Annotated in this window: 26 protein-coding genes; 10 read left to right on the forward strand and 16 right to left on the reverse strand. The window is 72.3% G+C overall.

Translation table 11 applies throughout. The annotated features are described in order from the left end of the window. Positions 1-27 precede the first annotated feature (27 nt). Positions 28-2,316 carry a transglycosylase domain-containing protein gene (locus EIZ62_RS11340; RefSeq protein ID WP_156692585.1) on the reverse strand — a complete coding sequence of 763 codons (2,289 nt, stop codon included), beginning with the start codon at positions 2,314-2,316 and terminating at the stop codon, positions 28-30. 224 nt (positions 2,317-2,540) lie between these two features. Between EIZ62_RS11340 and EIZ62_RS11345 the strand changes: the two genes are divergently transcribed. From EIZ62_RS11345 to EIZ62_RS11365, 5 genes are all read left to right on the forward strand, one after another. Then, positions 2,541-3,488 (forward strand): SPFH domain-containing protein, encoded by a 948-nt coding sequence (locus EIZ62_RS11345; RefSeq protein WP_156692586.1) that lies wholly within the window; start codon positions 2,541-2,543, stop codon positions 3,486-3,488. Next, entirely contained in the window at positions 3,485-3,712 is a 228-nt protein-coding gene (locus tag EIZ62_RS11350) for a type II toxin-antitoxin system antitoxin (RefSeq protein WP_156692587.1), read from the forward strand. The genes EIZ62_RS11345 and EIZ62_RS11350 overlap by 4 nt, the downstream gene beginning before the upstream one ends. Before the next feature lie 132 nt (positions 3,713-3,844). Then, entirely contained in the window at positions 3,845-4,378 is a 534-nt protein-coding gene (locus EIZ62_RS11355) for a PadR family transcriptional regulator (RefSeq protein WP_156692588.1), read from the forward strand. Further along, positions 4,375-5,052, forward strand: a complete 678-nt coding sequence (locus EIZ62_RS11360) for an ABC transporter ATP-binding protein (RefSeq protein ID WP_156692589.1) — start codon at positions 4,375-4,377, stop codon at positions 5,050-5,052. Before EIZ62_RS11355 ends, EIZ62_RS11360 begins: the two co-directional genes overlap by 4 nt. A 250-nt stretch (positions 5,053-5,302) precedes the next feature. Next, positions 5,303-7,624, forward strand: coding sequence for an ABC transporter permease (locus EIZ62_RS11365; protein ID WP_156692590.1), 2,322 nt, complete (start codon positions 5,303-5,305; stop codon positions 7,622-7,624). 79 nt (positions 7,625-7,703) lie between these two features. Here the strand turns inward: EIZ62_RS11365 and EIZ62_RS11370 are convergent, their stop codons facing one another. Then, on the reverse strand, positions 7,704-8,657 hold the full coding sequence (locus tag EIZ62_RS11370) for a LysR substrate-binding domain-containing protein (RefSeq protein ID WP_156692591.1): 954 nt from the start codon (positions 8,655-8,657) through the stop codon (positions 7,704-7,706). 131 nt (positions 8,658-8,788) lie between these two features. Between EIZ62_RS11370 and EIZ62_RS11375 the strand changes: the two genes are divergently transcribed. Together EIZ62_RS11375 and EIZ62_RS11380 are read left to right on the forward strand one after the other, a co-directional pair. After that, complete coding sequence (locus EIZ62_RS11375) at positions 8,789-9,343, forward strand: peroxiredoxin (RefSeq protein WP_156692592.1); 555 nt, start codon at positions 8,789-8,791, stop codon at positions 9,341-9,343. Between the two features lies 1 nt (position 9,344). Further along, entirely contained in the window at positions 9,345-9,893 is a 549-nt protein-coding gene (locus EIZ62_RS11380; RefSeq protein WP_156696337.1) for an alkyl hydroperoxide reductase, read from the forward strand. 106 nt (positions 9,894-9,999) lie between these two features. Here the strand turns inward: EIZ62_RS11380 and EIZ62_RS11385 are convergent, their stop codons facing one another. The 5 genes from EIZ62_RS11385 to EIZ62_RS11405 all read right to left on the reverse strand — a co-directional run bounded on the left by EIZ62_RS11385 (position 10,000) and on the right by EIZ62_RS11405 (position 15,705). Next, on the reverse strand, positions 10,000-10,746 hold the full coding sequence (locus EIZ62_RS11385) for a hypothetical protein (protein ID WP_156692593.1): 747 nt from the start codon (positions 10,744-10,746) through the stop codon (positions 10,000-10,002). After that, positions 10,743-12,068, reverse strand: a complete 1,326-nt coding sequence (locus EIZ62_RS11390; RefSeq protein WP_156692594.1) for an AI-2E family transporter — start codon at positions 12,066-12,068, stop codon at positions 10,743-10,745. Before EIZ62_RS11390 ends, EIZ62_RS11385 begins: the two co-directional genes overlap by 4 nt. A gap of 137 nt (positions 12,069-12,205) precedes the next feature. Next, positions 12,206-12,928: an aggregation-promoting factor C-terminal-like domain-containing protein gene (locus tag EIZ62_RS11395; RefSeq protein ID WP_156692595.1), complete on the reverse strand. Its 723-nt coding sequence runs from the start codon at positions 12,926-12,928 to the stop codon at positions 12,206-12,208. A 383-nt stretch (positions 12,929-13,311) separates the two neighbouring features. Further along, a complete protein-coding gene (gene phoH2, locus EIZ62_RS11400) occupies positions 13,312-14,631 on the reverse strand; it encodes an RNA 5'-3' helicase PhoH2 (protein ID WP_156692596.1) in 1,320 nt (439 codons plus the stop codon). Positions 14,632-14,943: 312 nt separating this feature from the next. After that, on the reverse strand, positions 14,944-15,705 hold the full coding sequence (locus tag EIZ62_RS11405) for an isoprenyl transferase (RefSeq protein WP_156692597.1): 762 nt from the start codon (positions 15,703-15,705) through the stop codon (positions 14,944-14,946). Positions 15,706-15,881: 176 nt separating this feature from the next. Between EIZ62_RS11405 and mgrA the strand changes: the two genes are divergently transcribed. Next, positions 15,882-16,919, forward strand: coding sequence for an L-glyceraldehyde 3-phosphate reductase (gene mgrA / locus EIZ62_RS11410; protein ID WP_156692598.1), 1,038 nt, complete (start codon positions 15,882-15,884; stop codon positions 16,917-16,919). A gap of 390 nt (positions 16,920-17,309) precedes the next feature. On the opposite strand, the gene EIZ62_RS11415 is transcribed toward mgrA, so the two are convergent. Together EIZ62_RS11415 and EIZ62_RS11420 are read right to left on the reverse strand one after the other, a co-directional pair. Then, on the reverse strand, positions 17,310-18,917 hold the full coding sequence (locus EIZ62_RS11415) for a DUF2079 domain-containing protein (RefSeq protein ID WP_244375614.1): 1,608 nt from the start codon (positions 18,915-18,917) through the stop codon (positions 17,310-17,312). Positions 18,918-19,035: 118 nt separating this feature from the next. Further along, positions 19,036-19,938 carry a prepilin peptidase gene (locus EIZ62_RS11420; RefSeq protein ID WP_208827886.1) on the reverse strand — a complete coding sequence of 301 codons (903 nt, stop codon included), beginning with the start codon at positions 19,936-19,938 and terminating at the stop codon, positions 19,036-19,038. Between the two features lie 89 nt (positions 19,939-20,027). Between EIZ62_RS11420 and EIZ62_RS11425 the strand changes: the two genes are divergently transcribed. Then, positions 20,028-20,402, forward strand: coding sequence for a DUF192 domain-containing protein (locus EIZ62_RS11425; protein WP_156692600.1), 375 nt, complete (start codon positions 20,028-20,030; stop codon positions 20,400-20,402). Here EIZ62_RS11425 and EIZ62_RS11430 read toward each other — a convergent pair. The 3 genes from EIZ62_RS11430 to EIZ62_RS11440 are packed head-to-tail and all read right to left on the reverse strand — an operon-like array spanning position 20,374 to position 22,820. Continuing rightward, positions 20,374-21,489, reverse strand: coding sequence for a glycosyltransferase family 39 protein (locus EIZ62_RS11430; protein ID WP_156692601.1), 1,116 nt, complete (start codon positions 21,487-21,489; stop codon positions 20,374-20,376). The genes EIZ62_RS11425 and EIZ62_RS11430 overlap by 29 nt on opposite strands. A 30-nt stretch (positions 21,490-21,519) precedes the next feature. Then, positions 21,520-22,038 (reverse strand): hypothetical protein, encoded by a 519-nt coding sequence (locus tag EIZ62_RS11435; protein ID WP_156692602.1) that lies wholly within the window; start codon positions 22,036-22,038, stop codon positions 21,520-21,522. Beyond that, the gene (locus tag EIZ62_RS11440) at positions 22,035-22,820 is read right to left on the reverse strand and encodes a hypothetical protein (RefSeq protein ID WP_156692603.1); all 786 of its coding nucleotides are present in this window, start codon (positions 22,818-22,820) and stop codon (positions 22,035-22,037) included. Before EIZ62_RS11440 ends, EIZ62_RS11435 begins: the two co-directional genes overlap by 4 nt. Positions 22,821-23,011: 191 nt before the next feature. Here EIZ62_RS11440 and EIZ62_RS11445 point away from each other — a divergent pair, with 191 nt between their 5' ends. Then, positions 23,012-23,632 (forward strand): hypothetical protein, encoded by a 621-nt coding sequence (locus EIZ62_RS11445; protein ID WP_156692604.1) that lies wholly within the window; start codon positions 23,012-23,014, stop codon positions 23,630-23,632. Positions 23,633-23,737: 105 nt separating this feature from the next. Here EIZ62_RS11445 and EIZ62_RS11450 read toward each other — a convergent pair whose 3' ends face one another. From EIZ62_RS11450 to EIZ62_RS11465, 4 genes are all read right to left on the reverse strand, one after another. Next, positions 23,738-24,916 (reverse strand): serine hydrolase domain-containing protein, encoded by a 1,179-nt coding sequence (locus EIZ62_RS11450; RefSeq protein WP_244375616.1) that lies wholly within the window; start codon positions 24,914-24,916, stop codon positions 23,738-23,740. Between the two features lie 87 nt (positions 24,917-25,003). After that, a complete protein-coding gene (locus EIZ62_RS11455) occupies positions 25,004-25,639 on the reverse strand; it encodes a DUF4240 domain-containing protein (RefSeq protein WP_156692605.1) in 636 nt (211 codons plus the stop codon). Positions 25,640-25,724: 85 nt separating this feature from the next. Beyond that, positions 25,725-26,360 carry an OmpA family protein gene (locus EIZ62_RS11460; protein ID WP_156692606.1) on the reverse strand — a complete coding sequence of 212 codons (636 nt, stop codon included), beginning with the start codon at positions 26,358-26,360 and terminating at the stop codon, positions 25,725-25,727. Further along, positions 26,360-26,968, reverse strand: a complete 609-nt coding sequence (locus EIZ62_RS11465) for a hypothetical protein (RefSeq protein ID WP_156692607.1) — start codon at positions 26,966-26,968, stop codon at positions 26,360-26,362. Before EIZ62_RS11465 ends, EIZ62_RS11460 begins: the two co-directional genes overlap by 1 nt. Positions 26,969-26,996: the final 28 nt, after the last annotated feature.

Genomic DNA, 26,996 nt, shown 5'->3' on the forward strand with positions numbered 1-26,996 from the left:
CGTCGTCGTGTCACGTCACGTCTTGCGTCATGGCTTCGGCGGCTTCAGGTCGCCTCCGGTGTCGCCGCCGCCCGGGTCGCCGGTCACACCGCCGTCCCCGCCGTCGCCGCCGGTGTCACCGCCGCTGTTCCCGCCGGTCTCGCCCTCGGTCGGGTCGTCCGTCGGCGTGCGGGTCGGGGGCGTGGGGGGCGTGCGCGTCGCGGTCGGCTCCTCGGTGGGCGACTCGGTCTCGGTCGGCTCCTCGGTCGGCGACTCGGTCTCGGTCGGCTCGTCCGTGGGCGACTCGGTCTCGGTCGGCTCCTCGGTGGGCGACTCGGTCTCGGTCGGCTCGGGCGGGGCGGTCTCGGCGAGGTCCAGGTCGAACCGGGCGTCGGAGCCGCCGCCGAGGGCGCCGAGCGTGTAGTCGGCCCAGATGCGGGCGGGGAAGCCACCGCCGTTGGCGCGGCCGGAGTTGGCGGTACCGGTGAGGGTGACCTGCCGGCCCTTGTCGGCGTCCTCGCCGAAGAGGGCGACGACCGTCGTCAGCTCGGGCGTGTAACCGGCGAACCAGGCCGACTTGTTGTTCTCCGAGGTGCCCGTCTTGCCGGCCGCCTGGTAGGCGGACGTGTTCGCCTCGTGGCCGGAGCCGTTCCTGACGACCCCGGTGAGGGCGTGGGTGACGGTGTCGGCGCTCTCGCGGCTGATGACCCGCTCGCCGACGGGCGGCTCCACCCGCTCGAACGTGCGGTCCTTGTGCTCGGCCGACTTCACGATCGTCGGCGTCACCTTCTTGCCGTGGTTGTCAAGGGTGGCGTACACGCCCGCCATGTCCCAGGTGGAGGCGCCCATGGTGCCGAGGGACATCGCGGGCTGCTCGACGAAGCTCTCGTCGTCCTTCATCCCGAGGGCGAGCGCGGTCTTCTTCACCTTGGAGGGGTCGGCGTCCACGATCATCTGGGCGAAGACCGAGTTGATCGACTTGTTCATGCCCTGCTGGACGGTGACGGGCCCGTAGCTGCGGTTGTCCTCGTTCTCGGGGCCGAAGGGGGTGTCGCTGCCCTCGACGGGGCGGCGGCTGGTGCCGTCGTAGAGCGTGTTCAGGCCTATCTCGTCGCCGTCCTGGGTGGTGGCGCCGTTCTCCAGGGCGGAGGCGAAGACAAGAGGCTTGAACGTGGAGGCGGGCTGGTAGTCGCGGCGGGTGGCGTTGGACATCCAGTGCTCGGTGGCGCCGGCGCCGCCGTACAGCGCGACCACGCTGCCGGTCTTGGGGTCGACGGAGGTCGCCCCGGCCTGGACGGTGGCGTCGACCTTGTTGTTCTTGCGGTCGAGACGGTCCTCCAGCTGCTCGTCGACCGCCTTGACCAGCTTCTTCTGGCGCTTCTCGTCGATGTTGAGGGTGATGTTCCAGCCGCCGGCGTCGATGTCCTCCTCGCTGATGCCCTGCCGGACCATCTCCTGCTTGGCGGCGGCGACGAGGTAGCCGGTCTGCCCCTCCATGCCGGGCGCGGCCTTGGGCTTCTGCGGGACGGCGAACTTCTGCCCGGCGCGCTTCGACCGGTCGAGCCAGCCCTCCTCGACCATGTTGTCCAGGACGTAGTTCCAGCGCTCGGTGGCGAGCTTGCGGCCGGTGGGGCTGGCGATGGCCCAGTCGTACTGGTTGGGGGCCTGGAGGAGGGCGGCGAGGTAGGCGCCCTGGGAGACGGTCAGCTTCTCGGCGTCGACGCCGTAGTAGGCCCGCGCGGCGGCCTGGATGCCGTAGGCGCCGCGGCCGTAGTAGCTGGTGTTCATGTAGCCGGCGAGGATGTCGTCCTTGCTCATGCGCTGGTCGACCTTGAGGGAGATCACCAGCTCCTTGAGCTTGCGGCTGACCGTCTGGTCCTGGTCCAGGTAGTAGTTCTTGACGTACTGCTGGGTGATGGTCGAGCCACCCTGCTTGCCCTGGCCGCGCAGCGTGTTCAGCACACCGCGGGCGGTGCCCACGAAGTCGACGCCGGAGTCCTGGTAGAAGGTCTTGTTCTCGGCCGCGACGAACGCCTTCTCCACGTCGTCCGGGATCTTGTCCAGGCCGACGATCTCGCGGTTGATCTCACCGGTACGGGCGAGGATCTTGCCGTTGCTGTACCGGTAGACGTTGCTCTGCATCGTCGCCTGGGCGTTGGCGGAGGGCACCGGGACCAGCAGGTACACGACGTAGAACGCGCCCATCGCGAGCAGGCACAGTCCGAAGAAGGTGCCCAGCAGCTTCCTCCACGTGAAGAAGCGGCGTATGCCCCCGCCTTCGGTCTTCGCCCCGCGCGCCCCGCGTTCCCGCGCCTGTCGCGCTACCGCTCGACCCATCGCTCCGTCGCTCCGCTCTGCCCGATACGCAAATCAGCTCAGCAAACTAACACCACGGGTACTGACAAAGCTCAACGGATCCGGTCTTTTCCGGACGTGACAATGAGCACCCGTCTCTAGGGAACCGACTCCTCAGGGGTGCCAAGGGTTGCTGCGTGCATTAAAGTGATATCACTTTGCTAGACCGGCCGGACGAGGCCGGCGACGAGGGAACGGGGACGACCATGACGACGAACGACCGCGCCGACCGCGCCGCACTCGCGGAGGACCTGCCCGACATGCCCGCGCCACGCGTACGCGAGTTCGCGGCGCAGAGCATCGGCGGCGGGCTGGCCCTGCTGCTCGGCCTCGCCGGCCTGGCGGCCGGTGTCTGCATGGTGGTCGCGGGCGCGGCCAGCGGTTCGGCGGGCCTGAAGGTGGCACTGATCGTGGCCGGGGTCCTGGTCGTGATCGCCTCCTTCCTCGCGATGTGCGGGCTGAACATGGTGGCGCCCGGCGAGGCCCGGGTGGTGCAGCTCTTCGGCCGGTACCGGGGCACGATCCGCACCGACGGGCTGCGCTGGGTCAACCCGTTCACCTCGCGCATGAAGATCTCGACCCGGGTGCGCAACCACGAGACGCCGGTGCTGAAGGTCAACGACGCGTACGGCAACCCGATCGAGCTCGCCGCGGTGGTCGTGTGGAGGGTCGAGGACACCGCGCAGGCGATGTTCGAGGTCGACGACTTCCGGGTGTTCGTCTCCACGCAGACGGAGGCGGCCGTACGGCACATCGCGATCGAGTACCCCTATGACGCGCACGACGAGGCGGAACTGTCCCTGCGCGGCAACGCCGAGGAGATCACCGAGAAGCTGGCCGCCGAGCTCCACGCGCGCGTGAAGGCGGCCGGCGTCCGCATCATCGAGTCCCGCTTCACGCACCTCGCGTACGCCCCGGAGATCGCGTCCGCGATGCTCCAGCGCCAGCAGGCGGGCGCGGTCGTCGCCGCGCGGCGGCAGATCGTCGACGGCGCGGTCGGCATGGTCGAGGCGGCGCTGGACCGGCTGGAGGAACGGGACATCGTGGAGCTCGACCCGGAGCGCAAGGCCGCGATGGTCTCCAACCTGATGGTGGTCCTGTGCGGCGACCGGGCGGCCCAGCCGGTGCTGAACACGGGCACGCTGTACCAGTGACGCCGCCGCCGGACCGCCGCCAGCGCAAGCAGGTGCTGCTGCGCCTCGACCCGGCGGTGTACGAGGCACTGGCGCGCTGGGCGGCGGACGAGCTGCGCAGCGCGAACTCCCAGATCGAGTTCCTGCTGCGCAAGGCCCTCTCCGACGCGGGCCGCCTCCCGCCGGCGCCGGGCCCCCTGCCCCGCCGCGGCCGCCCGCCGAAGAACCCCGAGCCGCCCGGCTGACGGCCCGCCCCGAACGCCCCGCCCCGCACCGCAGCGCGACGGTGCGGGGCGACGGGTGCGGGTGACCGTGCGGGGCGGGCGCAAACCCTCCTCTATACATCCCGTGTATACGCGCCGGGTAGAGTCGCCGCCATGTCCATCGGTCACGCCCTCCTCGGCATCCTGGAATCCGGCCCCCGGCACGGCTACGACCTCAAGCGGGCCTTCGACGCGAGGTTCGGCCAGGACCGGCCCCTGCACTACGGGCAGGTCTACTCGACCATGTCCCGGCTGCTGAAGCACGGCCTCGTGGAGGTCGAGGGCATCGAACCCGGCGAAGGCCCCGAGCGGAAGCGGTACGCGATCACCGAGGCGGGCGTCACCGACGTCGAGCGGTGGCTGACCCAGGCCGAGAAGCCCGAGCCGTACCTCCAGTCGACGCTCTACACCAAGGTCGTCCTCGCCCTGCTCACCGGCCGCAGCGCCACCGAGCTGCTCGACACGCAGCGCGCCGAGCACCTGCGGCTGATGCGCGAGCTGACCCGGCGCAAGAAGGACGGCGACCTCGCCGACCAGCTGATCTGCGACCACGCCCTGTTCCACCTGGAGGCCGACCTCCGCTGGCTGGAGCTGACCGCCGCCCGGCTCGGGCAGCTCGCCGAAGCGGTCGGCGGGACCGCGCGATGACCGCGCTGCTGCGGGCCGAGCGGATCGGCAAGGCGTACGGCCCGACCCCGGCACTGGTGGACGTCGACCTCACCGTCCGCGCCGGCGAGGTCGTCGCGGTCATGGGCCCCTCGGGGTCCGGCAAGTCGACCCTGCTGCACTGCCTGGCCGGCATCGTCCGCCCCGACACCGGGACCGTCCGTTACGACGGCCGCGACCTGACCGCCCTGTCCGACGCCCGGCGCAGCGCGCTGCGCCGGAGCGAGTTCGGGTTCGTGTTCCAGTTCGGCCGGCTCGTCCCCGAGCTGTCCTGCGCCGAGAACGTCGCCCTGCCGCTCCGTCTGAACGGGCGGCGCCGCAAGCCCGCCGAGCGCGAGGCCCTCGCGTGGCTGGAGCGCCTGGAGGCCGCCGACGTCGGCGGGAAGCGCCCCGGCGAGGTGTCGGGCGGCCAGGCCCAGCGCGTCGCCGTGGCCCGCGCGCTCGTCACGGCGCCGCGCGTCGTCTTCGCCGACGAGCCGACCGGCGCCCTCGACTCGCTCAACGGCGAGCGCGTGATGCAGCTGCTCGGTGACGCCGCCCGGGACACCGGCGCGGCGGTGGTCCTCGTCACGCACGAGGCCCGCGTCGCCGCGTACGCGGACCGCGAGGTCGTCGTACGTGACGGCCGCATACGCGACCTGGCACCCGCCCGATGACCCCGCGCACGCCGCCCCGCCCCGCCCGGCCGGCGCCGCGGGCCACGCGCCGCGCGGTGACGCCGCGAAACCCGGGCGGTCCCACGACCCGGCGCCCAGCCACGGCCACCCGCCCCCACCACCCGGCGCCGCCCCCAGCCGCGCCCCACGCGGCGACGCGGCGGCCCCTCGGACGCGCCCGCGCCGTACGGCTCCGCGCGGCGCGAGCCGGCGGGCCGGGGGTTTCGGCAGGGCGGGCCGGGGGCGCCGTATGATCCGCGACCTCCTCCTCGGTGCGCGGTTCGCGGTGACCGGCGGGCGGGCCGGGTGGGTGCGGACGGTGCTGACCGCCCTCGGGGTGGGCGCCGGGGTGACGCTGCTGCTGCTCGCCGCGTCCGTACCGAGCGTCCTCGACGGGCGCGACGCCCGCCATCAGGCCCGTGACCTGACCTCCAGCGAGTCCGACGCGCCCCGCTCGGACCGCTCCTTCCTCTACGCGGCCACCTCCACGCTCTTCCACGACCGGCCCGTGCGCGGGATGCTCCTGCGTCCCGACGGCGCCGGCGCGCCCGCACCGCCCGGGGTGGACGCGGTGCCCGGGCCCGGGAAGATGGTGGTGTCACCGGCCCTCGGCCGGCTGCTGGCCTCGCCTGAGGGCGCGCTGCTGAAGGCGCGCCTGCCGTACGACGCCGGGGGCGGGATCGGCGAGGAGGGGCTGGTCGGGCCCGGGGAGCTGGTCTATTACGCGTACGGCGGCGACCTCACCGCCGCGACGGCGGACGGACGCGCCGCCGCCTTCGGCCACAACGTCGGGGCCGACCGGCCCTCCAGCGCCTTCCTGTTGCTGCTGATCGTGGTGGCGTGCGTGGTGCTGCTGCTGCCGGTGCTCGTCTTCGTCGCCACCGCCGCCCGGTTCGGCGGCGAGCAGCGCGACCGCAGGCTGGCCGCGCTGCGGCTGGTCGGCGCGGACGTGGCGACGACCCGGCGGATCGCCGCGGGCGAGTCGCTCGAGGGTGCGCTGATGGGGCTGCTGGTGGGGGCCGGGCTGTTCGCCGTGGCGCGGCTGTTCGCGGGGCGGGTGACCGTGTGGGACGTCAACGCGTTCCCGGCGGACGTCACTCCGGTGCCCGCACTGGCGGCGCTGGTGGGCGTGGTGGTGCCGCTGTGCGCGGTGGTGGTGACGCTGGTGGCCCTGCGCGGTGTGGTGATCGAACCGCTGGGGGTCGCGCGGCAGTCGACGCCCCGGCCGCGCCGGGTGTGGTGGCGGCTGCTGCTGGTGGTCGCCGGTCTGGCGCTGCTCCTGGCGGCGGGGCCGGTGACGTTCGCGGAGACGTCGCTGGACGTGGCGCCGGTCGCGGCGGGGGCGCTGCTGGCGCTGACCGGGGTGACGACGCTGCTGCCGTGGCTGACCGAGACGGTGGTGCGGTGGCTGCGGGGCGGCCCGGTGCCGTGGCAGCTGGCGGTGCGCCGGCTCCAGATGGGCAGCGGCACCGCGGCCAGGGCGGTCAGCGGCATCGTGGTCGCGGCGGCCGGGGCGATCGCGCTCCAGATGCTGTTCGGCGCGGTGCAGAGCGACTTCATGCGGCCGACGAACATGGACGAGGCGCGCGCGCAGCTCAGCCTGCGCGGCCACGGGAACGGGGCGGACGAACCGCGTGAGCTGATCCGCGAGCTGTCGGCGGCGAAGGGCGTCACCGGGGTGAGCGCGATCCTGGAGACGTCGGTACGGCGCCCCGGTCCGGTCCGCGCGGGCGAGGACTTCGCCCCCTCCACCTCGCTCACGGTCGCCGACTGCCCGTCGCTGCGGGAACTGGCCCACCTGCCCTCGTGCCGGGACGGCGACGTGTTCATCGCGCGGGCGCCCGGCGGGGACGGCCCGGACGACGCCTACCTGGCCGAGACGGCCCGTCCGGGGGCCACGGTCGACCTCCGCGGGGAGGGCGGGACGCCGCTGCTGTGGCGCGTTCCGGGCGACGCCCGCACGGTGGACGGACGGCGCGACCCCATGGGCTGGGGGGCGTTCGGCGTTCTCGCCACCCCGTCGGCGATCGACGCCCGGACGCTGGACCGGCCGACCCTGGCCGCGTGGGCGGTCCTGGACCCGGCCGTGCCGGACGCGGCCGAGCACGCCCGCAACGCCGCCGCCGGGATCAGCCCGCTCATCCAGGTGGACACGATCCAGAACATGGAGCGGGACCAGCGCTTCACCAGTGTCCGCCAGGGCGTGTTCGCGTGCGCCACGCTCACGATGGCGCTGGTCGCGGTCTCCCTGCTGGTGTCGATGGTGGAGCAGCTGCGCGACCGCAGGCGGCTGCTGTCGGTGCTGGTCGCCTTCGGTACGCGGCGCTCGACGCTGGCCTGGTCGGTGCTGTGGCAGACCGCCGTACCGGTCGCGCTGGGCATGGTCCTGGCGGTCGCGGGCGGGCTGGGACTGGGCTGCCTGCTGCTGCGGATGATCGGCAAGAGCGTGACCGACTGGGGGGTCTTCTGGCCGGTCACCGGGGTCGGCGCGGCGCTGATCATGGCGGTGACCCTGCTGAGCCTGCCACCGCTGTGGCGGATGATGCGCCCGGACGGCCTGCGTACGGAGTGACCACCGGGACCCGAATCAGAACCCCCCACACGACCCCGGATCACGACCCCGGATCACCGCCCCGGATCAGGCCCGCGGATCAGCCCTCGGCCCCCAGCACCCGGACCGGGAGGGCCCGCATCGCCTCGCGCAGCGCGTCCGCCAGCTCCTCGAACTCGGCCTGGCGGGCGGCGCCCGTGCGCATGGCGAGCGCGACGCGGCGGGAGGGGGCCGGGTCGGCGAACCAGCCGGTGACCAGGTGGTCGGTGCGACCGGTCTCGACCGTCACGGCAGTACGCGGCAGCAGGGTCACCCCGAGGCCGCCGGCGACCAGCTGGACCAGCGTGGACAGGCCGGCTGCGGTGGTGGTGACCGCCGCGCCGTCCTCGCGCCCCGCCTCGCGGCAGATGTCGAGCGCCTGGTCGCGCAGGCAGTGCCCCTCGTCGAGGAGCAGCAGCCGCAGCTCGCGCAGCGCGTCGCGGGGGATGTCGGTGCGCCCGCCCAGCCAGTGGTCCTCGGGCGTGACCAGGACGAAGTCCTCGTCGAACAGGGGCAGTTCGGTGACACCGGGTACGCCCAGGGGGACGGCGAGGAGGAGCAGGTCGAGCCGCCCGGCGGCCAGTCCCTCCAGCAGGGACGAGGTCTGCTCCTCGTGGACCTGGAGGTCGAGCGCCGGGTACCGCTCGTGGACCAGTCGCAGCACGGTCGGCAGCAGGTAGGGCGCGACGGTGGGGATCACCCCGAGCCGCAGCACGCCGGTGAACGGCGCGTGCGCGGCCTCGGCCTCCTCCATGAGCTTCCCGACCGCGTCCAGCACGGCCCGGGCCCGCACCGCGAGCCGCTCGCCCGCCGGCGAGAGCAGCACCTTGCGCGTCGTGCGCTCCAGCAACTGGACACCGAGTGCCTCTTCGAGGGCCGAAACCGCGCCCGAGAGGGCCGGCTGGCTCATGCCGATCGCGGCTGCGGCGTCCCGGAAGTGCAGGTGCTCGGCCACCGCCGCGAACGCCCGGAGCTGGGCCAGACTGGGCTGCTTACCCTTATATATGGACACCACTGATAACCACCTTCGATCAACACGACCCAGTCTAGCTATTTCACTGATCAATGCACGCCGTGCCATGCTGGGGCTCCGTCCAACCCTCACGGAAGACCTCAAAAGGGACTTCCCTGCTGCAAGGAGAGCGTGTGCTCACTGTCGGTGACCAGTTCCCCACGTACGACCTGACCGCCTGTGTGTCGCTGGAGAGCGGCAAGGAGTTCGCGCAGATCGACCACAAGTCCTACGAGGGCAAGTGGCGCGTGGTGTTCTTCTGGCCGAAGGACTTCACCTTCGTCTGCCCCACCGAGATCGCCGCCTTCGGCAAGCTGAACGACGAGTTCGCCGACCGTGACGCCCAGATCCTCGGCGTCTCCGGCGACTCCGAGTTCGTGCACCACGCCTGGCGCAAGGACCACGCCGACCTGCGTGACCTGCCCTTCCCGATGCTCGCGGACTCGAAGCACGAGCTGATGCGCGACTGCGGCGTCGAGGGCGAGGACGGCTTCGCGCAGCGTGCCGTCTTCATCGTCGACCCCAACAACGAGATCCAGTTCACCATGGTGACCGCCGGCTCCGTCGGCCGTAACCCCAAGGAGGTCCTGCGGGTGCTGGACGCCCTGCAGACCGACGAGCTGTGCCCGTGCAACTGGAAGTCGGGCGAAGAGACCCTGGACCCGGTCAAGCTCCTGGCCGGTGAGTGACATGGCCCTCGACGAGCTGAAGTCCGCCATACCGGACTACGCCAAGGACCTGAAGCTGAACCTCGGCTCGGTCATCGGCAACAGCGAGCTCCCGCAGCAGCAGCTGTGGGGCACGGTCCTGGCCTGCGCGATCGCCTCGCGCTCGCCGAAGGTCCTGCGCGAGCTGGAGCCCGAGGCCAAGGCGAACCTCTCGCCCGAGGCGTACCAGGCGGCCAAGTCCGCCGCCGCCATCATGGCGATGAACAACGTCTTCTACCGCACGCGCCACCTGCTCTCCGACCCGGAGTACGGGACGATGCGCGCCGGTCTGCGGATGAACGTCATCGGCAACCCGGGCGTGGAGAAGGTCGACTTCGAGCTGTGGTCGCTCGCCGTCTCCGCGATCAACGGCTGCGGCATGTGCCTCGACTCGCACGAGCAGGTGCTGCGCAAGGCCGGTGTCGACCGCGACACGGTCCAGGAGGCGTTCAAGATCGCCTCGGTGATCCAGGCGGTCGGCGCGACGCTCGACGCCGAGGCCGTCCTCTCCGAGGCCGTCCCGGCGGTGTAGTCCGCCCGCGTCCCCGGCGCCCGTGAAGGGGGGCCCACCATCCGGTGGGCCCCCCTTTCGTGCGCCCGCTTTCGTGCGCCCGCGCGGGTCGCCCGCGCCCGGCCGTTCAGCGCTTGAGTTCGGCCATGAGCGTCCTCATGTCCTTGACCATGAGGTCCTTGACCCCGCGTGTGGCGGAGGCGTCGGGCCCCGGCGGGGGATCCTCCTGGTCCGGGTCGTACTCCGCCTGGACGCTGAACATCATGCTGAGCACCGCCTGCCCGTCCAGCACGCGCAGTGCGGCGTACCCCTCGTCGTCCTGGGCGAACAACGCCCGCTCCCCCAGACCCTCGACGGGCTTCCAGTCCCACCCGTCCCAGCCGGAGCCGGTCGCGAACGGCTCGAACTCCGGCCCCGGGTCGGTCACCTTGTGCAGGTCGTAGGTGACGTCGATGCCGTACCCCGGGCCGTCGTCGTCGCCGGCGGCGGACAGGGTCACCGAGCAGAGCGCCTGGTCCAGCGCCTCGTGCCGGTTCTGCCCCTCGTCGGTACCCTCGGCGCGCTCGCCGTACTTCGCCCGCAGCGCCGGCAGGTCCGCCGCGTCGCACAGGTTGTCGCTCGTGCGGTAGCCGCCCAGCGAGGGCCCCATGGCCTGGTACGCGTAGAGTCCGCCCGCCCAGAGGGCCGAGGACACGAGGACGCCGCCGAGCGCCCACAGCCAGGGCGGCCGGGCCCGCCGCTCACCGCCTCCGCCCGGGAGGTCCTCCGCCGGGGCGTCGCCGGCGGGCGGCGTCGGACCGTACGGCGGCGGACCGTACGGCGGCGGTATCGGCGCGTCCCCGTCGCCGCCCACGAGTTCCGGCTCGGATATCACTCGCCCTCCCGGGGCGCGTCCCCCTTCGCGGGCGGCGTCCCGGTTCCGTTGTGGACCGTGGACCCGTGCGCCACGGGGGCGGCGCGCAGCGCCTGTTCCTGGCTGTACGCGCGCAGGTAGCCGACAACCGTGTTGGTGACGGCGACCAGCGGGACCGCCACTACGGCGCCGCCGATCCCGGCGACCAGACCGCCCGAGGCGACGGCGAGGACGACCGCGAGGGGGTGCACCCGTACCGCGCGTCCCAGGATGAACGGCTGGAGCACGTGGCCCTCGATCTGCTGGACCGCGAGCACCACCAGGAGCACCATCAGCGCGGTGAACACGCCCTGGGTCACCAGCGCGACGATCACCGCGAGCGCGCCCGAGACGACCGCTCCGACCAGTGGGATGAAGGAGAACAGGAAGATGAACACGCCCAGCGGCACGGCGAGCGGCACGTCGAGGAAGTAGATGCCGAGGCCGATGAAGATGGCGTCGATCAGCGCGACGATCACCGTTCCGCGCACATAGGCGGTGAGGGTGCGCCAGGCGCGCGGGCCGGCGCCCGCGACGCCGGGACGGGCCTGGGCGGGGACCAGTTTCAGCCACCAGGTCCACACCTTCTTGCCGTCGTACAGCAGGAAGAGCGTGGAGAACATCGTCAGCAGGATGCCGGTGAGGATCTCCACCATGACGGTCACGCCCTGGAGGCCGGCGGTGGTGATCTCCTCGGTGTTCGTCCCGATCGTGTCGCTGAGGTTCTTGGCGATGTCGTTGATCTGCTGCTCGGTGACGTGGAACGGGCTGTCCAGCAGCCACGCCTTGAGTTCGTCGATGCCGTCACGGACGCGGTCGGAGATGTCGCCCAGGTTGTCCATCACCTGCCAGACGACGAACCAGCCGACCAGCCCCATGATGACGAAGCCGGTGATGGCGGTGACGGCCGTGGCGAGCCCGCGCGGCAGGCCGAAGGTCCGAAGCCGGGCCACGGTGGGCTGGAGCAGGGCGGTGATCAGCAACGCGGCGACGAAGGCGAGGACCACCAGCTGGACCTCGCTGATGGCCTTCATCAGCACCCACAGGGTGCCCGCGAGGACCAGCAGCCGCCAGCCCGCCTCCGCGGCGACCCGCATCCCCCAGGGGATGGCGTCGACAGGATCCGGCCGTGCGGCGACGGCGGGGGCGTACGTGGGGGGCGCGGGAACGCTGTCCGGTACGGCGGCCGGCTCGTCGCCGGGCTCCTGCCCGGACTCGCCCGCGGCTCGGCGCTCGTCCAACCGCTGTCCCATCCGGGTCAGGCCGGCTCCCAGTCTGCCGAGCCACCCTGGCACTTTCGACATGATCTTCTCTCTTCCCCCCACCACTCCCCCCGGGAGTTACGGCCCCGACGGTACACGCACGGAGCCCCTCACCGTAGGACGGTGAGGGGCTCCGCGGAGTTGAGCCGGTGGCGCGGCCCGGTACGACCCGGTTGGGCCTAGTACCAGTTGTTGGCCTGCCAGAAGTCCCAGGCGCCGCAGGGGCTGCCGTAGCGCTCGTTCATGTAGTTCAGGCCCCACTTGATCTGCGTGGCGGGGTTGGTCTGCCAGTCGGCGCCGGCGGAGGCCATCTTGGAGCCGGGGAGCGCCTGGACCAGGCCGTACGCGCCCGAGGACGGGTTCTGCGCGCGGTAGTTCCAGGTGGACTCGTGGTCCACGATGTTGCTGAAGCACTGGAACTGGTCGCCCGGCACCATCTGACGGGCCATCGCCTGGACCTCGGAGACGCTGTACGAGGACTGCGGGGCGAAGCTGGAGGCACTGCGGACCTCGTCGCGGCTGGCCCGCTCCTCGGCCTCGCGCTGCTTGCGCTCCTCCTCCGCCTTGGCCTTCTCGGCCTTGGCGGCTTCCTCGTCCGCGGCGGCCTTCTTGGCCTGGGCGTCCTTGGCGGCCTGGATGCGCGCGGCTTCCTCGGCGGACTTCTGCGCCGCCGAGTCCGCGGCGGCGGCCTGGGCCTCTGCCTGCTGCGTCAGCGACGAGACCTGTACCTGGGCCTGCTGGCCGACAGGGATGTCCGCGAGGAGGGTCGCGTCGGCGGCAGCGGCCTCGATGTTGTCGTTCGAGGGCTGGGTGTCGCCCGAAGCGACGCCCACGACGGCGCCGACGGTGGTGACCGCAGTGGCCGAAGCCACCGCGAATCCCCGGACCGAGATCCGGCTCACACGGTTTCCTTCCAGCATCGCCCGCTTAGGTGACCTCACGGGCGAAAATCTTGCCCCTGACACTGGTCCCCCCACTGCTGGGTCACGGGGGACGCGGGCCCGGTGGGCAACTCCCTTGCGGGAGAGCCGCGTGGTGCTGCGGGCGGCATACGGCGAGCGACTGTTGAGTTGTGTCATGTGATGACAGGTGTGCCGTATGCGGGGCCTGACGGAAGCAAGACTCTGCCGGAAGCCGATACCGCAAGGCAATTCTTCGCTGCGTGTGAAAGCTCACACCCCAGCCGTCCCAGGAGTTTTGCGGATTGCGTCGCACAGCACGGCGCCGCCCGGCTAAGCTCTCGCGCTTTGCCGGGCGGCGCCAATTCCATGTCGGATTTGGGGCGTTAAATCTGACCGTCCTCCAGCATTTCGGTCACGAGGGCGGCGATCTGCGAACGCTCCGAGCGGGTCAGGGTGACGTGCGCGAAGAGCGGATGCCCCTTCAGTTTCTCGACCACGGCGACGACTCCGTCGTACCGGCCGACCCGGAGGTTGTCGCGCTGCGCCACGTCGTGCGTCAGTACGACTCGGGAATTCGCCCCGATACGGGACAACACGGTCAGCAGGACGTTGCGTTCGAGGGACTGCGCCTCGTCGACGATGACGAACGCGTCGTGCAGCGAGCGGCCCCGGATGTGGGTGAGCGGGAGGACCTCCAGCATGCCCCGGCTCAGCACCTCCTCGATGACCTCGCGCCCCGCCACCGCCGACAGCGTGTCGAACACCGCCTGCGCCCAGGGGCTCATCTTCTCGGCCTCGGTGCCCGGGAGGTAGCCGAGTTCCTGGCCGCCGACCGCGTACAGCGGCCGGAAGACCATCACCTTCTGGTGCTGCCGGCGCTCCAGGACCGCCTCCAGGCCGGCGCACAGCGCGAGCGCCGACTTGCCGGTGCCCGCCCGGCCGCCCATCGAGAGGATGCCGACGTCCGGGTCCAGGAGCAGGTCGAGCGCGATCCGCTGCTCGGCGCTGCGGCCGCGGATGCCGAACGCCTCCCGGTCGCCCCTGACCAGGCGGACGTTCCCCTCCGCGGTGACCCTGCCGAGCGCCTTGCCCCGCTCGGACTGGAGGACCAGCCCGGTGTGCACGGGCAGCTCGGCCGCCTCCGGGACGTACAGCCTCTCCTCCGTGAACAGCAGGTCGACCTGCTCGGCGGACAGGGTCAGTTCGGACATTCCGGTCCAGCCGGAGTCCGTGATGGCGAGCTCCGCCCGGTACTCCTCGGCGAGGAGGCCCACGGAGGACGCCTTGATGCGCAGGGGCAGGTCCTTCGACACGACGGTGACGTCGTACCCCTCGGCCTGGAGGTTGCGCGCGACGGCCAGGATCCGTGAGTCGTTGTCACCGAGGCGGTAGCCGGCCGGGAGCACGCCGGGATCCGAGTGGTTGAGCTCGACCCGCAGGGTCCCGCCGAAGTCCCCGACGGGGAGCGGGGCGTCGAGGCGGCCGTGCCGGATCCGGAAGTCGTCCAGCAGGCGCAGCGCCTGCCGGGCGAAGTAGCCCAGCTCCGGGTGGTGCCTCTTGGCCTCCAGCTCCGTGACGACCACGATCGGGAGCACGACTTCGTGCTCCTCGAAGCGGGCCATGGCGCCGGGATCGGCCAGCAGGACGCTGGTGTCGAGAACGTAGGTGCGCCTGTCGTTGCGGCGCTTTGTGCTGTTCACCACGGAAGGACCTACCCCCTCAGGTGAGGTCGGGTGCGACTTCGACGGCGTCGCGGGGGGATGGGACCGGGCTCTGGCCACGATGCGCGGGCCGAGCTCCGGCCCTCCGCGTCGTCCGTGCGTGTCCTGCACGGTCGTCCTGGTGCAAAGGGCCTCCCGGGCGAGCGGGCTGGCGTGCCGCTCGCACTGGAAGGGGTATTCCCTCGAACGCCCGCCGCCATGCCATGGCATATGACGACGGGTGGGTGAACGTGGGGTGACGGGGCCGTCCACCCGCCTCGGCGCGTCTTCCCCGGACCTCCGGGGAACGGCCCGTCAGGTGCCGTAGCGCCGGTGGCGGGCGGCGTAGTCGCGCAACGCGCGGAGGAAGTCGACCTTGCGGAAGGCCGGCCAGTGGACCTCGCAGAAGTAGTACTCCGAGTGGGCGCTCTGCCAGAGCATGAAGCCCGACAGGCGCTGCTCGCCGCTGGTGCGGATCACCAGGTCCGGGTCGGGCTGCCCGCGCGTGTACAGGTGCTCCGAGATGTGCTCGACGTCGACGATCTCGGCGAGCTCCTCGAAGCTCGTGCCCTTGTCGGCGTGCTCCAGCAGCAGCGAGCGGACCGCGTCCGCGATCTCCTGGCGGCCGCCGTAGCCGACGGCGACGTTCACCAGTATCCCGGTGCGGTCGCGGGTGGCCTCCTGGGCCTCCTTCAGCACCGCCTGCGTACGGGCGGGCAGCAGGTCCATCGTGCCGACGTGGTGGACGCGCCACCGGCCGTCGGCGGCGAGGTCGCGGACCGCGTTCTCGATGATGCCGAGGAGCGGCACCAGCTGCTCCTCGGGCCGGTTGAGGTTGTCGGTGGACAGCATCCAGAGCGTGACGACCTCGACGTCCGTCTCGGCGCACCAGCCCAGCAGCTCCTGGATCTTGCTCGCGCCGGCCTTGTGCCCCTGCTCCGGAGTGCCTCCGGACGCCTTCGCCCAGCGGCGGTTCCCATCGAGGATGACGCCGATGTGCTTGGGCACCTGGGCGTGGTCGAGGCGGCCCTCCACCCGGCGTGCGTAGAGCCTGTACACCAGGTCGCGCAAGTTCACCGATTTCACCTCTCGATTGCTGACGGGCCCGCCACGGCGTCGGCCCAGGGAGACAGGGGGAAGCGGCACCGCTCGCTCCCGGCGCACCGCGGCTGTCCCCGAAGCCGCCACATTACTGCGCGGGGGTCACGGCGGCCCAACCCGGTCTGTCACAAGTCCGTGATAAGGAGAGAGGCGTGACTGATTCCCCCGCATACCGCCCCGCCGGCAACCGCTACGACGCCATGGAATACCGCCGTACCGGTCGCAGCGGGCTCAAACTCCCCGCCGTCTCGCTGGGCCTGTGGCACAACTTCGGCGACGACCGCACCCTCGCCTCGCAGCGCGCGATCCTCCGCCGCGCCTTCGACCTGGGCGTGACGCACTTCGACCTGGCGAACAACTACGGGCCGCCGCCCGGGTCGGCCGAGTCCAACTTCGGCAAGATCTTCGCCCAGGACCTCGCGCCGTACCGGGACGAACTGGTCCTGTCCACCAAAGCCGGTTACCTGATGCACCCCGGGCCGTACGGCGAGTGGGGCTCCCGCAAGTACCTGCTGTCGTCACTGGACGCCTCGCTGAAGCGGATGGGCGTCGACTACGTGGACATCTTCTACTCGCACCGCTTCGACAAGGACACCCCGCTGGAGGAGACGATGGGCGCCCTCGCGTCCGCCGTCCAGCAGGGCAAGGCGCTGTACGCGGGCGTCTCCTCGTACAGCGGCGCGCAGACCGCCGAGGCGGCCCGGCTGCTGCGGGAGATGGGCGTCCCGGCGCTGATCCACCAGCCCTCGTACTCGATGATCAACCGCTGGACCGAGGAGGACGGGCTCCTCGACACCCTGGAGGAGCAGGGCATGGGCTGCATCTCCTTCGCGCCGCTCGCGCAGGGCCTGCTCACGGGCAAGTACCTCCAAGGCATCCCCGAGGGCTCGCGCGCCACCCAGGGCAAGTCCCTGGACCCGGGCCTGCTCTCCGAGGAGGTCGTCCGGCGGCTGCGCGGCCTCGACGAGATCGCCCGGCGGCGCGGCCAGTCGCTGGCGCAGCTGGCGCTGACGTGGGTGCTGCGGGACGAGCGGATGACGTCGGCGCTGATCGGCGCGTCGAGCGTGAAGCAGCTCGAGGAGAACATCGCCGCGCTGGCCGGTCCGCCGCTGACGGACGAGGAGCTGAAGGAGATCGACTCGTACGCGGTCGACACCGCCGGCACCAACATCTGGGCCGCGCGGAGCTGACGGACCGCGCGCCCCGACGGGTCTGCCGGGGTCCTGGCGGGGCCCGACGGGCGGGCCTGACGAGGGGCCCTGACGGGTGGAAAAGAAAACGGGCCGGTCCGTGGGGGGGATACGGACCGGCCCGAGGGGGGGGTTTCCACCATAACCCTTCGTAAGTGATGCTGCGTGCCACGACATGCCGCACATGCGCTCCGAAAGAACGGGGCCTCGCGGAGCCCGGGTCGTGACCGGGCCGGGCCCCGGCCGGGACCGGGCCCGGAGCAGGGAATCCGGCCCGTGCCCGCACCAGGCCCCGGCGGCCGCCGTGTACTTCCCAAGGGGGACCCCGCCGGAAGGGCGCCGCGTTGACGGCCCGCCGGAGGGAGGGCGGACGGGCCGCGCCGGTGGCGTTCAGCCCCGCCGCAGCAGGGTGATGCCGTCACGCTCGGCGACCTTCCGGTAGCCGTGGCGCTCCTGCGCGGCGGCCAGCTCGGCCTCCTGCCGCTCGATGGGGTAGGGCCAGTGCCCCGTCTTGTACGGCCAGGCCTCCGGGGCGCGCCGGTCGTGGACGATCCACTGCGCGGTGGGCGGCGGGAGGCGCTTGTTGTCGTACTGGTAGAGCTTCCCCTCCACCGGGAACGTCGGGAAGACGACGACCGTGCAGCGGGAAGTGAGCTGCGGGACCAGCCGGTTCGAGGCGGCCACGGTCGCGCCGTCCGGGATTCGCGCGAGCAGCGCGCGGGCGGCCCCGACGTGCGGGGTGCCGCGCCAGGTGGCGCGCTGGGCCAGCTGGGCGAGCGGGAAGGACGGCAGCATCACCAGGGTCACCGCGAGGACGGTGGCGAGCGAGGCGCGGACGTGGCGGGAGGCGAGCGGGTGGCCGGTGCGGCGCCAGACGGTCAGCGCGTCGATCAGCCCGGCGACGACGACCGGCATCAGGACGGCGCTGTAGTGGAACGCGGTGCCCCAGTGGAAACCGTTGTCCGACATCATCCGCCAGGCGAGCGTCGGCACGGCGATCAGCGAGAGCGGCGAGCGCAGCGCGAGCAGGGCGGACGGCGCGAACACCAGGACCAGGGTCATGGCCTTGACGTCGGGGCGCAGCGCGTCGAGCGGGGCGTGGGCGAGGGTGCTGAGCAGCGAACCGTAGCCCTCGGAGAGGTTGCCGCCGTGCGCGTACCCGCCGTGGGGGTGGAAGGCGGGCATCAGGAGCTTGATCTCGACGAAGGAGCCGACGGCCCCGGCGGCGGCGGTGACGAGCCCGAGGCGGCGGGCGCCGCTCCCGCCCTTCAGCGCGATGTACCCGCCGACGGCGGCGAGGGTGAGCCCCAGGTCCTCCTTCACCAGGAGCAGCGGCGCGGCCCAGGCGACCGCGGCGCGCCAGCGCCGGTGGGCCAGCGCTTCGAGCGAGCAGGCGAGGAGCGGTACGGCGAGGGCGACCTCGTGGAAGTCGAAGGCGGCGGCCGACGCGATGCCCCAGCTCAGCCCGTACGCGACGGCGACGGCGTGGGCCGGGCGGCGGCCGAGCGCGCGGGCGGCCCAGCGGGCGAGCGGGACGACGGCGACGGCGAGCAGCGCGGACTGGGCGACGAGCAGGCACAGCGGGGAGGGCCAGAGCCGGTAGAACGGCGCGAGCGCGGCGAGCAGGGGGTGGAAGTGGTCGCCGAGGAGGTTGAACCCCTCGCCGCGCAACGGGACGACGGGGGCGCGGAGTTCGGCGTAGGCGCGTACCGCCTGCTCGAAGATGCCGAGGTCGTAGCCGGTGGTGCGGAGCAGGAGGTGGCGGCGCACGGCGACCGTCGCGTACAGCGCGAAGAGCACCGCGGCCCAGCCCCAGGGAAGCAGCGCCGCCGGCAGCCGACCCCGCGGGCCGCGCCCCGGCGCGGTGCGGTCGGCCGTCGCGCCGGCCGTCGCGGCCGCCGGGTCGGAGGCCTCCGGCGGCGTGGGAGGGGCGGCGGGTGGGGCGCTCCGGAGGGCTCCGTCACCGGATTGGGGACTATTGTCAGGAAATGTCCGCATGCGCCCGCATGCTAGGCCGCGGGCCCGGCGCGGCTCCGGTCGTGGCCCGTGGTGCTGTCGGCGGGGTACGGAATCTCCCCCTCCTGGCGGTCACCCGCGGCGGTTCGGGGGTGGTTGCTCAGGAGGCGGAGGTCGTGGAGAGGGCGCCCAGCAGTACCCCGGCCAGGGCGCCGACGATCATGAAGGGGCCGAACGGGATCGTGCTCTTGCGGGTGGCCCGGCGCAGCGCGACCAGGCCGAAGCCGTACGCCGCCCCCAGCAGGAAACCGGCGAAGGCGCCCAGGAACAGCACGCCCCAGCCGTACCAGCCGAGGGCGACGCCCAGCGCCAGGGCGAGCTTCACGTCGCCGAAGCCCATGCCGCTCGGGTTCAGGAGGAACAGCCCGAAGTAGCCCGCGCCCAGCGCGAGACCGCCCAGCAGCGCGGACGGCCAGGCGCCCGCGCTCCCGGGCACCGACGCGGCCACCCCGAGCAGGGCGGCCGTCCCGGCGGCGAGCGGCAGGGTCAGCCGGTCCGGCAGCCGGTGGACGGCCCGGTCGACCAGGGCCAGCAGCACCGCGACCGGGGCCGCCGCCAGCCACACCGCCAACTCCGGGCGCGGCCCCGTCGCGGCGGCGAGCGCCCCGCAGACCAGAGCGGTGACCGTCGGCACCGTCGCGGTGACGGTCGCTGTCGCGGCCGTCACCGGGGTGGGCGGCAACGCGATCGGGTGCGGCGGCTGGACGCCGGCGGGTGGTTGGGCGGGCGGGGCGGCCGGTGGCCGTGTCGCCGCGTCGGCCGGTGGCCGTGTCGGCGGGTCGGCGGGCGGGCGAGGGGGTGCCGCCGGTGCGGGCGCCGTGCAGCGGGCGCAGCGCGGGGGGCCGAGCCAGCCGCGGGCGGGGCCCGTGAACGGGTGGCCGGCGGGGCAGGCGTCCCGCCACGGCTCGTCCGGCTCCACGGACAGGCGGTACGCGGCGCGCGGGACCAGCAGGCCGGTGACGGCGCCCCACAGGGCGGCGACGGCGATCAGCGTGGCGTACACGCGCCCGACCCTAGGCGGGCCGGCCGGGCCGGTCATGGGCCCACGGGCCCACTGCCGCCGCGCCCGGGCCCACGCTACGGTCGTCCCCCATGGGGAACCCGCGCACCTGGCGCAACGGCACCGGCCTGCTGACCTGTCGGGACGTCTCCGTGCCCGTCGAGATCGCCGCGTCCTACGGCACCCGCAGACGTGGCCTGCTGGGCCGGGACGGCATCGCGGGCGCGCTGCTGCTCAGCCCGTGCAACAGCGTCCACACCTTCCGGATGCGGTTCGCCATCGACGTGGCGTACCTGGACCGGGACTTGCGCGTCGTGGACGTGGTCACCATGGTGCCCGGCCGCCTCGGGATGCCCCGCCCGCGCGCCCGTCACGTCCTGGAGGCCGAGGCGGGGGCGATGCGGAGCTGGGGCGTCCGGCCCGGCACCCTCCTGACGATCACGGCGGGCCCGGTCCCAGCAGGGTGAACGCCCCGTACGCCCCCGACGCCAGCGCCAGTGCCGCCAGCACCACGACCAGGGGCCGGTCCCGCAGCCGCGCGAGGGCCACCGCCGCCGGGAGCAGCAGCGGGAACGCCGGCATCATCAGCCGTGGCCGGGACCCGAAGTACGCGGCGCCGACCAGCCCGATGACGACGATCGCGATCCCGTACACCAGGACCGGCAGCGGCTGGCGCTGCCTGACGCACAGCCACACCAGCCAGCCCACCAGCGCGAGCGCCGCCAGCAGGCCCACCCCGGCGAGCGGCACCGGGCCGGTGAGGTTCTCCCACACGAACCGGGCGAGGGCCACGCCCCCGTCGATGTTGTTGCCCCACGCGGCCTGCACCTCGAAGTACGCGGTCGCGCTGCCCCGCCGCACGGCGACGTACACCACGTACCCCAGCCAGCCCAGCGGCGCGATCAGCACGCCCGCGGCCGTCCTGACGTCGATCCGCCGCTCCCGGACGACGCTCATGACCGCGGTGATGCCGATCGCCGCGATCAGCGCCGCTGCCGACGGCCGCGTCAGACCCGCGCACACGCACAGCACGCCCGCCGCCACCCACCGCTCGCGCAGCACCGCGTACAACGACCAGGCGGCGAACGCCGTGAACAGCGTCTCCGTGTACGCCATCGACTGCACGAACGCCGTCGGGTACACGCCCCACAGCACGGCCAGCACCACCCCGGCGCGCTGCCCGGCGACCCGCGCCCCCACCGCGTAGATCCCCCAGGCGGCGCCGAGCGACGCCGCCCAGGACACGATCAGCCCGGCCGTCGCGACGTCGATCGGCAGGACCACCGACAGTCCCCGCTCCAGGGCGGGCAGCAGCGGGAAGAACGCCAGGTCGGAGTGGACGCTGCCGTCGGCGAGCGTGACCTCGTGCCCATACCCGTGCCCGGCGATCCGCGCGTACCAGACGGAGTCCCAGCGGCCATTCAGCCGGTGCCACGCGTCCTCGCCCGCCACGGCGGCGGCGACCACGAGGACCACCAGCCCCACGGCACGCACCGCGGCGTACCCCCAGAGGGCGGGGGCTGCGGTGGCGGGACGATCGTCGTGCGGGGACATGCGCTCGATTATCGCGGTCGCCACCGACAGTCAGCCGCCGGGCAGCTCCTCGATCGGCACGGCGCTGACGCCCGCGACCATCAGGTGGGGCGCTCCCTCGTCGCACTGCCCGACGGTCACGGCCACCCAGCGCGGCCCGTGATCCGACCCGACCGGGCCCCACACCAACAGGTCCTCGTACAGGGCGAAGGTGCGCAGCTCGTCGAAGAGCGGGGGCACCGACTCCTCGTCGACCTCGCCGCGCGCGAACGCTCCCATGCCGACCACCCGGTGCTCGCCCCACCGCTCGTCGAGGGTTTCCTTGAGGGCGGCGAGGTACTCCGCGGCCTCCTCCCGCGCGGCGTCCCGCTCGGAGCCGGGGACCTCCGTGTAGGCGCGGCTCTTCCAGAGCAGTCGCAGCCGGAACCCGTCACCGTGGCTGGCGCTCCAGCCCTCCGCCTGTCCCGGTTCCCATGCCGTGGGCCCGCTCGACGGCACGGACATGCCCAGCAGGTCGTCGACGGCGGCGAGGACCGCGGACACGTCGAAGGGGGTGCCCGTGGCCGTCACAGCTTGGCCCTGTCCATGGGGCGGGGCAGCGCCTCCAGGGCGCCGGTGGCGCGGACGACCCGGTTGACGGCGACCAGCCCGGCCACGTCCGCGGCGGTTCCGGTCAGGTCCAGCAGCAGCCCGCCGTGCTCCGTCGGCTCCGCCTTGCCCGGCAGGGCGTGCACCGCGGGGGCTCCCGTCCCGGGTTGCTGCGCCTGGGTCTGTGCCTGTGCCTGCGCCTGCGCCTGCGCCTGCGCCTGCGCCTGCGCCTGCGCCTGGGTCAGGATCGTGGCGCGATGCTCGGACAGGTAGCCCGCCCAGCCGACGCACGGCTGTCCCGGCTCGCGGCCGTCCTCCCCCAGGGCGAGCTGGAGCTCGGTCTCCGTCACCTCCCCCCAGTCGGCGTCCCACGACTCGGCGAGGGCGCGCAGCACCTCGGCGTACGGGACGGACGCCGTCCCGGGGCCGGTGATCGTGACCACCACGCTCATCGGGAGGTCTTCCGACACCCCTCCCCCGGTGCCGCTCACGGTCACCTCGACGGGGTGCGGGGCGGGGTTCTCGGCGGGTGTGGACAGGGCCAGGGCGTAGCCCTCGCGGTCCGACCAGTCGTCACCCGCATTGCGTTCACGCAGGTACGCGGCGAGGGACTCCGGGTCGGTCGCCTCCCCGATCGGCTCCCAGGCGTCGAAGACGTCAGCGGCGATCTCGCGCAGCCGCGTCAGGAACATGCTCCAGCGGACGGCCAGCTCCTCTTCCGACTCGGGCCTGGGCCCCCAGAAGCCCCGCACGACGCGCCTCATGGTCCGTCCTCTCTGCCGGCTCCCCTGCTCCCCTCCCCCTTTTCCGGATCCTAGGTGCCGAATCCTGGGGGCCCGGGGTCATCCGCCGGTGTCACCCGCCGGGCTTCGCCGCACCGGAACCCAGGGGCCGACCCTTGCCAGGGACCTGACAGGATCGGGGGCGTAACACCCAACGGGAAAGCGAGCAAGACATGCGAACGTGGACGCGCACCGTGCCGGTGGCGGCCGGCGCCCTGGCCCTGGCACTGGCCCTGACCGGCTGCAACGATTCCGGCTCCGGTGGCAGGAAGGACCGGAGCGGCGGTGCCGGTTCCGAGGGGTCCTCCCAGGGCGCCTCGGACGAGGGCAAGCGGACGTTCGTCCTGGGGGAGGCCAGCCCCGCGCAGGAGAGCGACATGAAGGCCTCGTCCGGTGCCACGTACACGGTCACGCCGACCAAGGTGCAGACGGGCACCAAGGCCGACATGGCCGGCTCGGGCCTGGAGGAGGACAAGGAGGACGGCCCCCAGGTGCCGGTCTACGTGTGGTCGACGCTCACGCACAAGAGCGGCAAGGCCATGGAGGTCGGCGACATGGACGACGACCTGGTCGTCCGGACGGACAAGGGGCAGCGCACCCGCGCCCTCCTCGTCCTCATGGGCGAGGCCAAGTGGCCGAACTGCCAGGAGCCGGACTCCGAGAAGAAGCTGAACGCGGGCCAGTCGGAGAAGATCTGCACCGCGTTCCTCATCCCGGAGGGCCAGAAGGCCGCCGCGGTGGAACTGATGCAGGGCTTCCACGCGGAGCCTCTGGAGTGGCCGGTCAAGAACTGACCTCGACGGGGCGGGATGGGGCGGGACGGGGCGGGACTGGCACACGCACGCGGTCCGGTCCTGCCTCCCGCCCCCTGCCGCCCCTGCCGCCCCTGTGGCACCGCCTCAGTCACACAGGGCTGCCGTCTGCGCCTCCATCAGCCCCTTGCTTCGCGGGACGGGCGGCTCATCCCTCAGGTCCGCGCCAAGGTCGTAGACGTTGCCGGCGAGGACCAGCTGTCGGTCACCGTCCGCGGTGGTGAGAGACACGCTGATGAAGCCGGGTCCGCCACCGTCGGTCGCCCAGGTACTGATCGGCTCGGTCTCCGGCTCCGAGCCGCATGGCACGTCCCTGCGCTGCACGCCGAGTCCGTACGCCGGCGCGCCGGGGTACCGCACCGTGGTCAGGAGTTCACGCTGCTGGGCGGGGCGCAGCAGCTTGCCGGTGAACAGGGCCCGGTGGAAGCGCGCCAGGTCGTCGACCGTGGAGATCATGGCGCCGGCGGTCCAGTCGTACGACGGGCTGAATCGGGTCACATCGCGCCCCGTGAGGTCGTACCCGTGCAGATGAGGGCCGTGAATGGCCGGGTCGGTCAGCGGGAAGGACGTGTCCTTCAGGCCGAGAGGGGCGAGAATCCGCCGATGGATTTCGGAGGGCGCGCTGTGACGTGTGACCGCCTCGATCACCAGACCGGCGAGCAGATAGTTGGTATTGGAGTACGACCAGCCACTGCCGGGCGCGAAGAGCGGCTTGTGCCGGACGGCGCGGGCGATCACCTCCCGAGGGGTGTAGACGTAACCCCATTCGTGGCGCTCCAGGTATGGGGCGAAGAAGTTCGGCTCGTCGGTGGGGTCGTAGACGCCCGAGGTGTGGTTGAGCAGCTGCCGGATGGTGATGGCCCTGCCGGAGTTGCCGTTCCCCCGGACCACGCCGGGCAGCCATTTCTCCACGCTGTCGTCGAGGGAAAGCCGTCCTTCGCCCTCCAATTGCAGAAGCACTGTCGACACGAACGACTTGGTGTTACTGGCGATACGGAACCGCTGGTCCGGCCGGGCGCGCCGGCCGTTCGCCGTGTCCGCGAGCCCGGCCGCCACCCGTGACTCCCTCTCTCCGCGCCTGGCATAGGCCACGACACCCGGGAATCCGTCCGCGACCGTCTGCTCGACGGCCTCCTGGAGACCGGCGGGCGGCGCGGCCGACGCCCGCTCCGCCGGGGGCGCGGCCGCGGCTGCCGGGAAGATCCCTGACACCGCTACCGCGAGGATCCCCGCCCACAACGCCGCAGCCCTCGCACGTGCATTCACCGGTCGCTCCTGTTTCTGCCGCCTGTGCCCTTCCTGCTCCAGCGTGCCGGTCCACCGCACCCCTCGCCCATCCTGCTGACACCCGGTTCAATGCGGGGGCTGGCCCCAGCCCTCACCACCTCTGTCCCCCGCCGATGCGGTGCATGGCGACGACGTCTCACGAAGGTAGAGAGCGCTGAGCCGCGGGAGTCGACGCCGCATCTCGTCAGGGTCATCGAAGTCGAAGTCTTCGCCCATGTCCTCAGAGTCGGAGTCCTCTTCGGCACTGCCCTGTGAGGCTCTGTACGCGTCCCATGCCTCGTAGAAGTCCTCACCATCGCCGGCGATGCGCTCGAACGCCTCACTGGCGGCGTAGTTGACCTCCTCATAGAAAAGGGCCTCGTCGCGGTACACATCGGCAGCGGCGATCACTGCCGGGTGCTCGGCAAGACTGTCCGGACAAGCCGCCGCCCTCTCGTACCAGTCACGGCCCAGCGCGATCAGGCCGGCGCGGAAATCCATGAAGCTGTCGTCCGAGCAGCCGCCGCCGATGAGATAGGCGGCGGCCCACACGTCCCATCGGTACACCGCGTCATGAACCTCGTCGAAGCGCTCCTGGTAGCGGAGGATGCCGTCCTTCGTGAGGGCGGCCAGCTCATCGACCAGGGCTTCGCCGAAAGGCCGGTCCGGCCCGCCGGCCGAGCGGGCGGCCTCAATGATGGTCCAGAACGCAGAGGTGTCCATGGTGGGGCACCCTGCCAGTCGGGTCTGACAACGGCTGCTGCGGTGGTGGACGACCTCGGCCCGCCCTCGCCCGGGGCGCGCCGGCTCAGCCGCGCGGGAAGGACACCTCCACTCGGCGGTTCTTCTTACGGCCTTCCTCGGTGCTGTTGTCGGCGATCGGGTACTGCTCGCCGTAACCCCGGATCTCGTACGTGATCCCGCCCGATCCGGGCGAGGTCAGCAGCGGCGCCAGCACCTTGTGCACGGCGTCCGCGCGCTGCTTGGACAGCACGTCGCCGTGCGCGGACGAGCCGAGGTTGTCGGTGAAGCCGAAGACGCGGATCTTCGTGGCGTTCTGCTTCTTGATCTCCTCGGCGATGGTGGCGATACGGGAGTTGGCCTCGGGGGTCAGCTTGGCGCTGTCCTTGCCGAACAGGACCTCCGCCTGCAGGGCGAACTTCAGGTTCGAGCTCGTCTCCTCGCGCCGCTCCTCGCCGCCCTCGGACTCGACGATCGAGATGAGCGGCAACACCTTCGCGGGCGCGAGGGTGGCCCCGTCACGCATCTTCAGGCCGGGCGAGTTCCCGTCCACCTCCGGCGGCGGCAGCGTCGACTCGGTGCCCGGCGGAGTGCTGGGGATGTCGTCGGCGTACGCCCCGGGGGCGGCGGTGAGCTGGGCACCGGTGAGCAGTACGACGACGGCGAGCAGGGAGGCGGCGGGGGTGCGGTGGGGGGTGCGCATCAGGAGATCTCGATCGTCGCGACCGGCATTTGCGGAATCTGGATGTCCACCTGGGTGACGTTGGCAGGCGGTGCGGGGAACTGGGCGAACATCGCGATGGTCTCGCCAGCCTTTACCGAGGTCACGCCGGTGGTTGTCAACGGGTAGCCCTCGGTGTCGCGCAGTACGTAGTAGCGCTTCTTCTCCGTCTTGTCCAAGAGGGTCATCCCGGCGAGGGACGGGCCCGTCTGCTTGACGTTCACTTCCTGCCCGCTCCACTGTGGTGGAGCGATCAGCATCTTGGACGAGGTGTTCTTCAGACTTCCCGTGACGGTGAGAAAGCCGCCCTGGTCCCTGACAGCGGTGTGGATGACGAACTGGAACCCATTGCTGCCGTTGATGGTGGTCAGAGTGGTGCTGGTGTCCGGAACGGTGGACCCGCCATCCGCCGTGGGCGTGTCCTGGCCAGCCGGCGACGAGGAGGAGCGGCCCGCGCTCTCCGGTGCCTTCGCCCCTTCATCACCGCCCTGGCCGCCATCACCGCCGCAGCCCGAAAGGAGCACCGCCAGGGCGACGGCGGTCGCCCCGGCCGCCGCTCTGCGGGCGGCCGTCCCGTACCGATTACTCATGAGTGCCATTCCTTACGTTCATTCGCGG

This window comes from Streptomyces ficellus (assembly GCF_009739905.1).
GTDB lineage: Bacteria > Actinomycetota > Actinomycetes > Streptomycetales > Streptomycetaceae > Streptomyces > Streptomyces ficellus_A.

Bases quoted from the DNA above. Each gene is read 5' to 3' on its own strand.
- EIZ62_RS11340 (WP_156692585.1), bottom strand. From the start codon at position 2,316: ATGGGTCGAGCGGTAGCGCGACAGGCGCGGGAACGCGGGGCGCGCGGG.
- EIZ62_RS11345 (WP_156692586.1), top strand. From the start codon at position 2,541: ATGACGACGAACGACCGCGCCGACCGCGCCGCACTCGCGGAGGACCTG.
- EIZ62_RS11355 (WP_156692588.1), top strand. From the start codon at position 3,845: ATGTCCATCGGTCACGCCCTCCTCGGCATCCTGGAATCCGGCCCCCGG.
- EIZ62_RS11360 (WP_156692589.1), top strand. From the start codon at position 4,375: ATGACCGCGCTGCTGCGGGCCGAGCGGATCGGCAAGGCGTACGGCCCG.
- EIZ62_RS11365 (WP_156692590.1), top strand. From the start codon at position 5,303: ATGATCCGCGACCTCCTCCTCGGTGCGCGGTTCGCGGTGACCGGCGGG.
- EIZ62_RS11380 (WP_156696337.1), top strand. From the start codon at position 9,345: ATGGCCCTCGACGAGCTGAAGTCCGCCATACCGGACTACGCCAAGGAC.
- EIZ62_RS11390 (WP_156692594.1), bottom strand. From the start codon at position 12,068: ATGTCGAAAGTGCCAGGGTGGCTCGGCAGACTGGGAGCCGGCCTGACC.
- EIZ62_RS11415 (WP_244375614.1), bottom strand. From the start codon at position 18,917: ATGCGGACATTTCCTGACAATAGTCCCCAATCCGGTGACGGAGCCCTC.
- EIZ62_RS11425 (WP_156692600.1), top strand. From the start codon at position 20,028: ATGGGGAACCCGCGCACCTGGCGCAACGGCACCGGCCTGCTGACCTGT.
- EIZ62_RS11430 (WP_156692601.1), bottom strand. From the start codon at position 21,489: ATGTCCCCGCACGACGATCGTCCCGCCACCGCAGCCCCCGCCCTCTGG.
- EIZ62_RS11440 (WP_156692603.1), bottom strand. From the start codon at position 22,820: ATGAGGCGCGTCGTGCGGGGCTTCTGGGGGCCCAGGCCCGAGTCGGAA.
- EIZ62_RS11445 (WP_156692604.1), top strand. From the start codon at position 23,012: ATGCGAACGTGGACGCGCACCGTGCCGGTGGCGGCCGGCGCCCTGGCC.
- EIZ62_RS11455 (WP_156692605.1), bottom strand. From the start codon at position 25,639: ATGGACACCTCTGCGTTCTGGACCATCATTGAGGCCGCCCGCTCGGCC.
- EIZ62_RS11460 (WP_156692606.1), bottom strand. From the start codon at position 26,360: ATGCGCACCCCCCACCGCACCCCCGCCGCCTCCCTGCTCGCCGTCGTC.
- EIZ62_RS11465 (WP_156692607.1), bottom strand. From the start codon at position 26,968: ATGAGTAATCGGTACGGGACGGCCGCCCGCAGAGCGGCGGCCGGGGCG.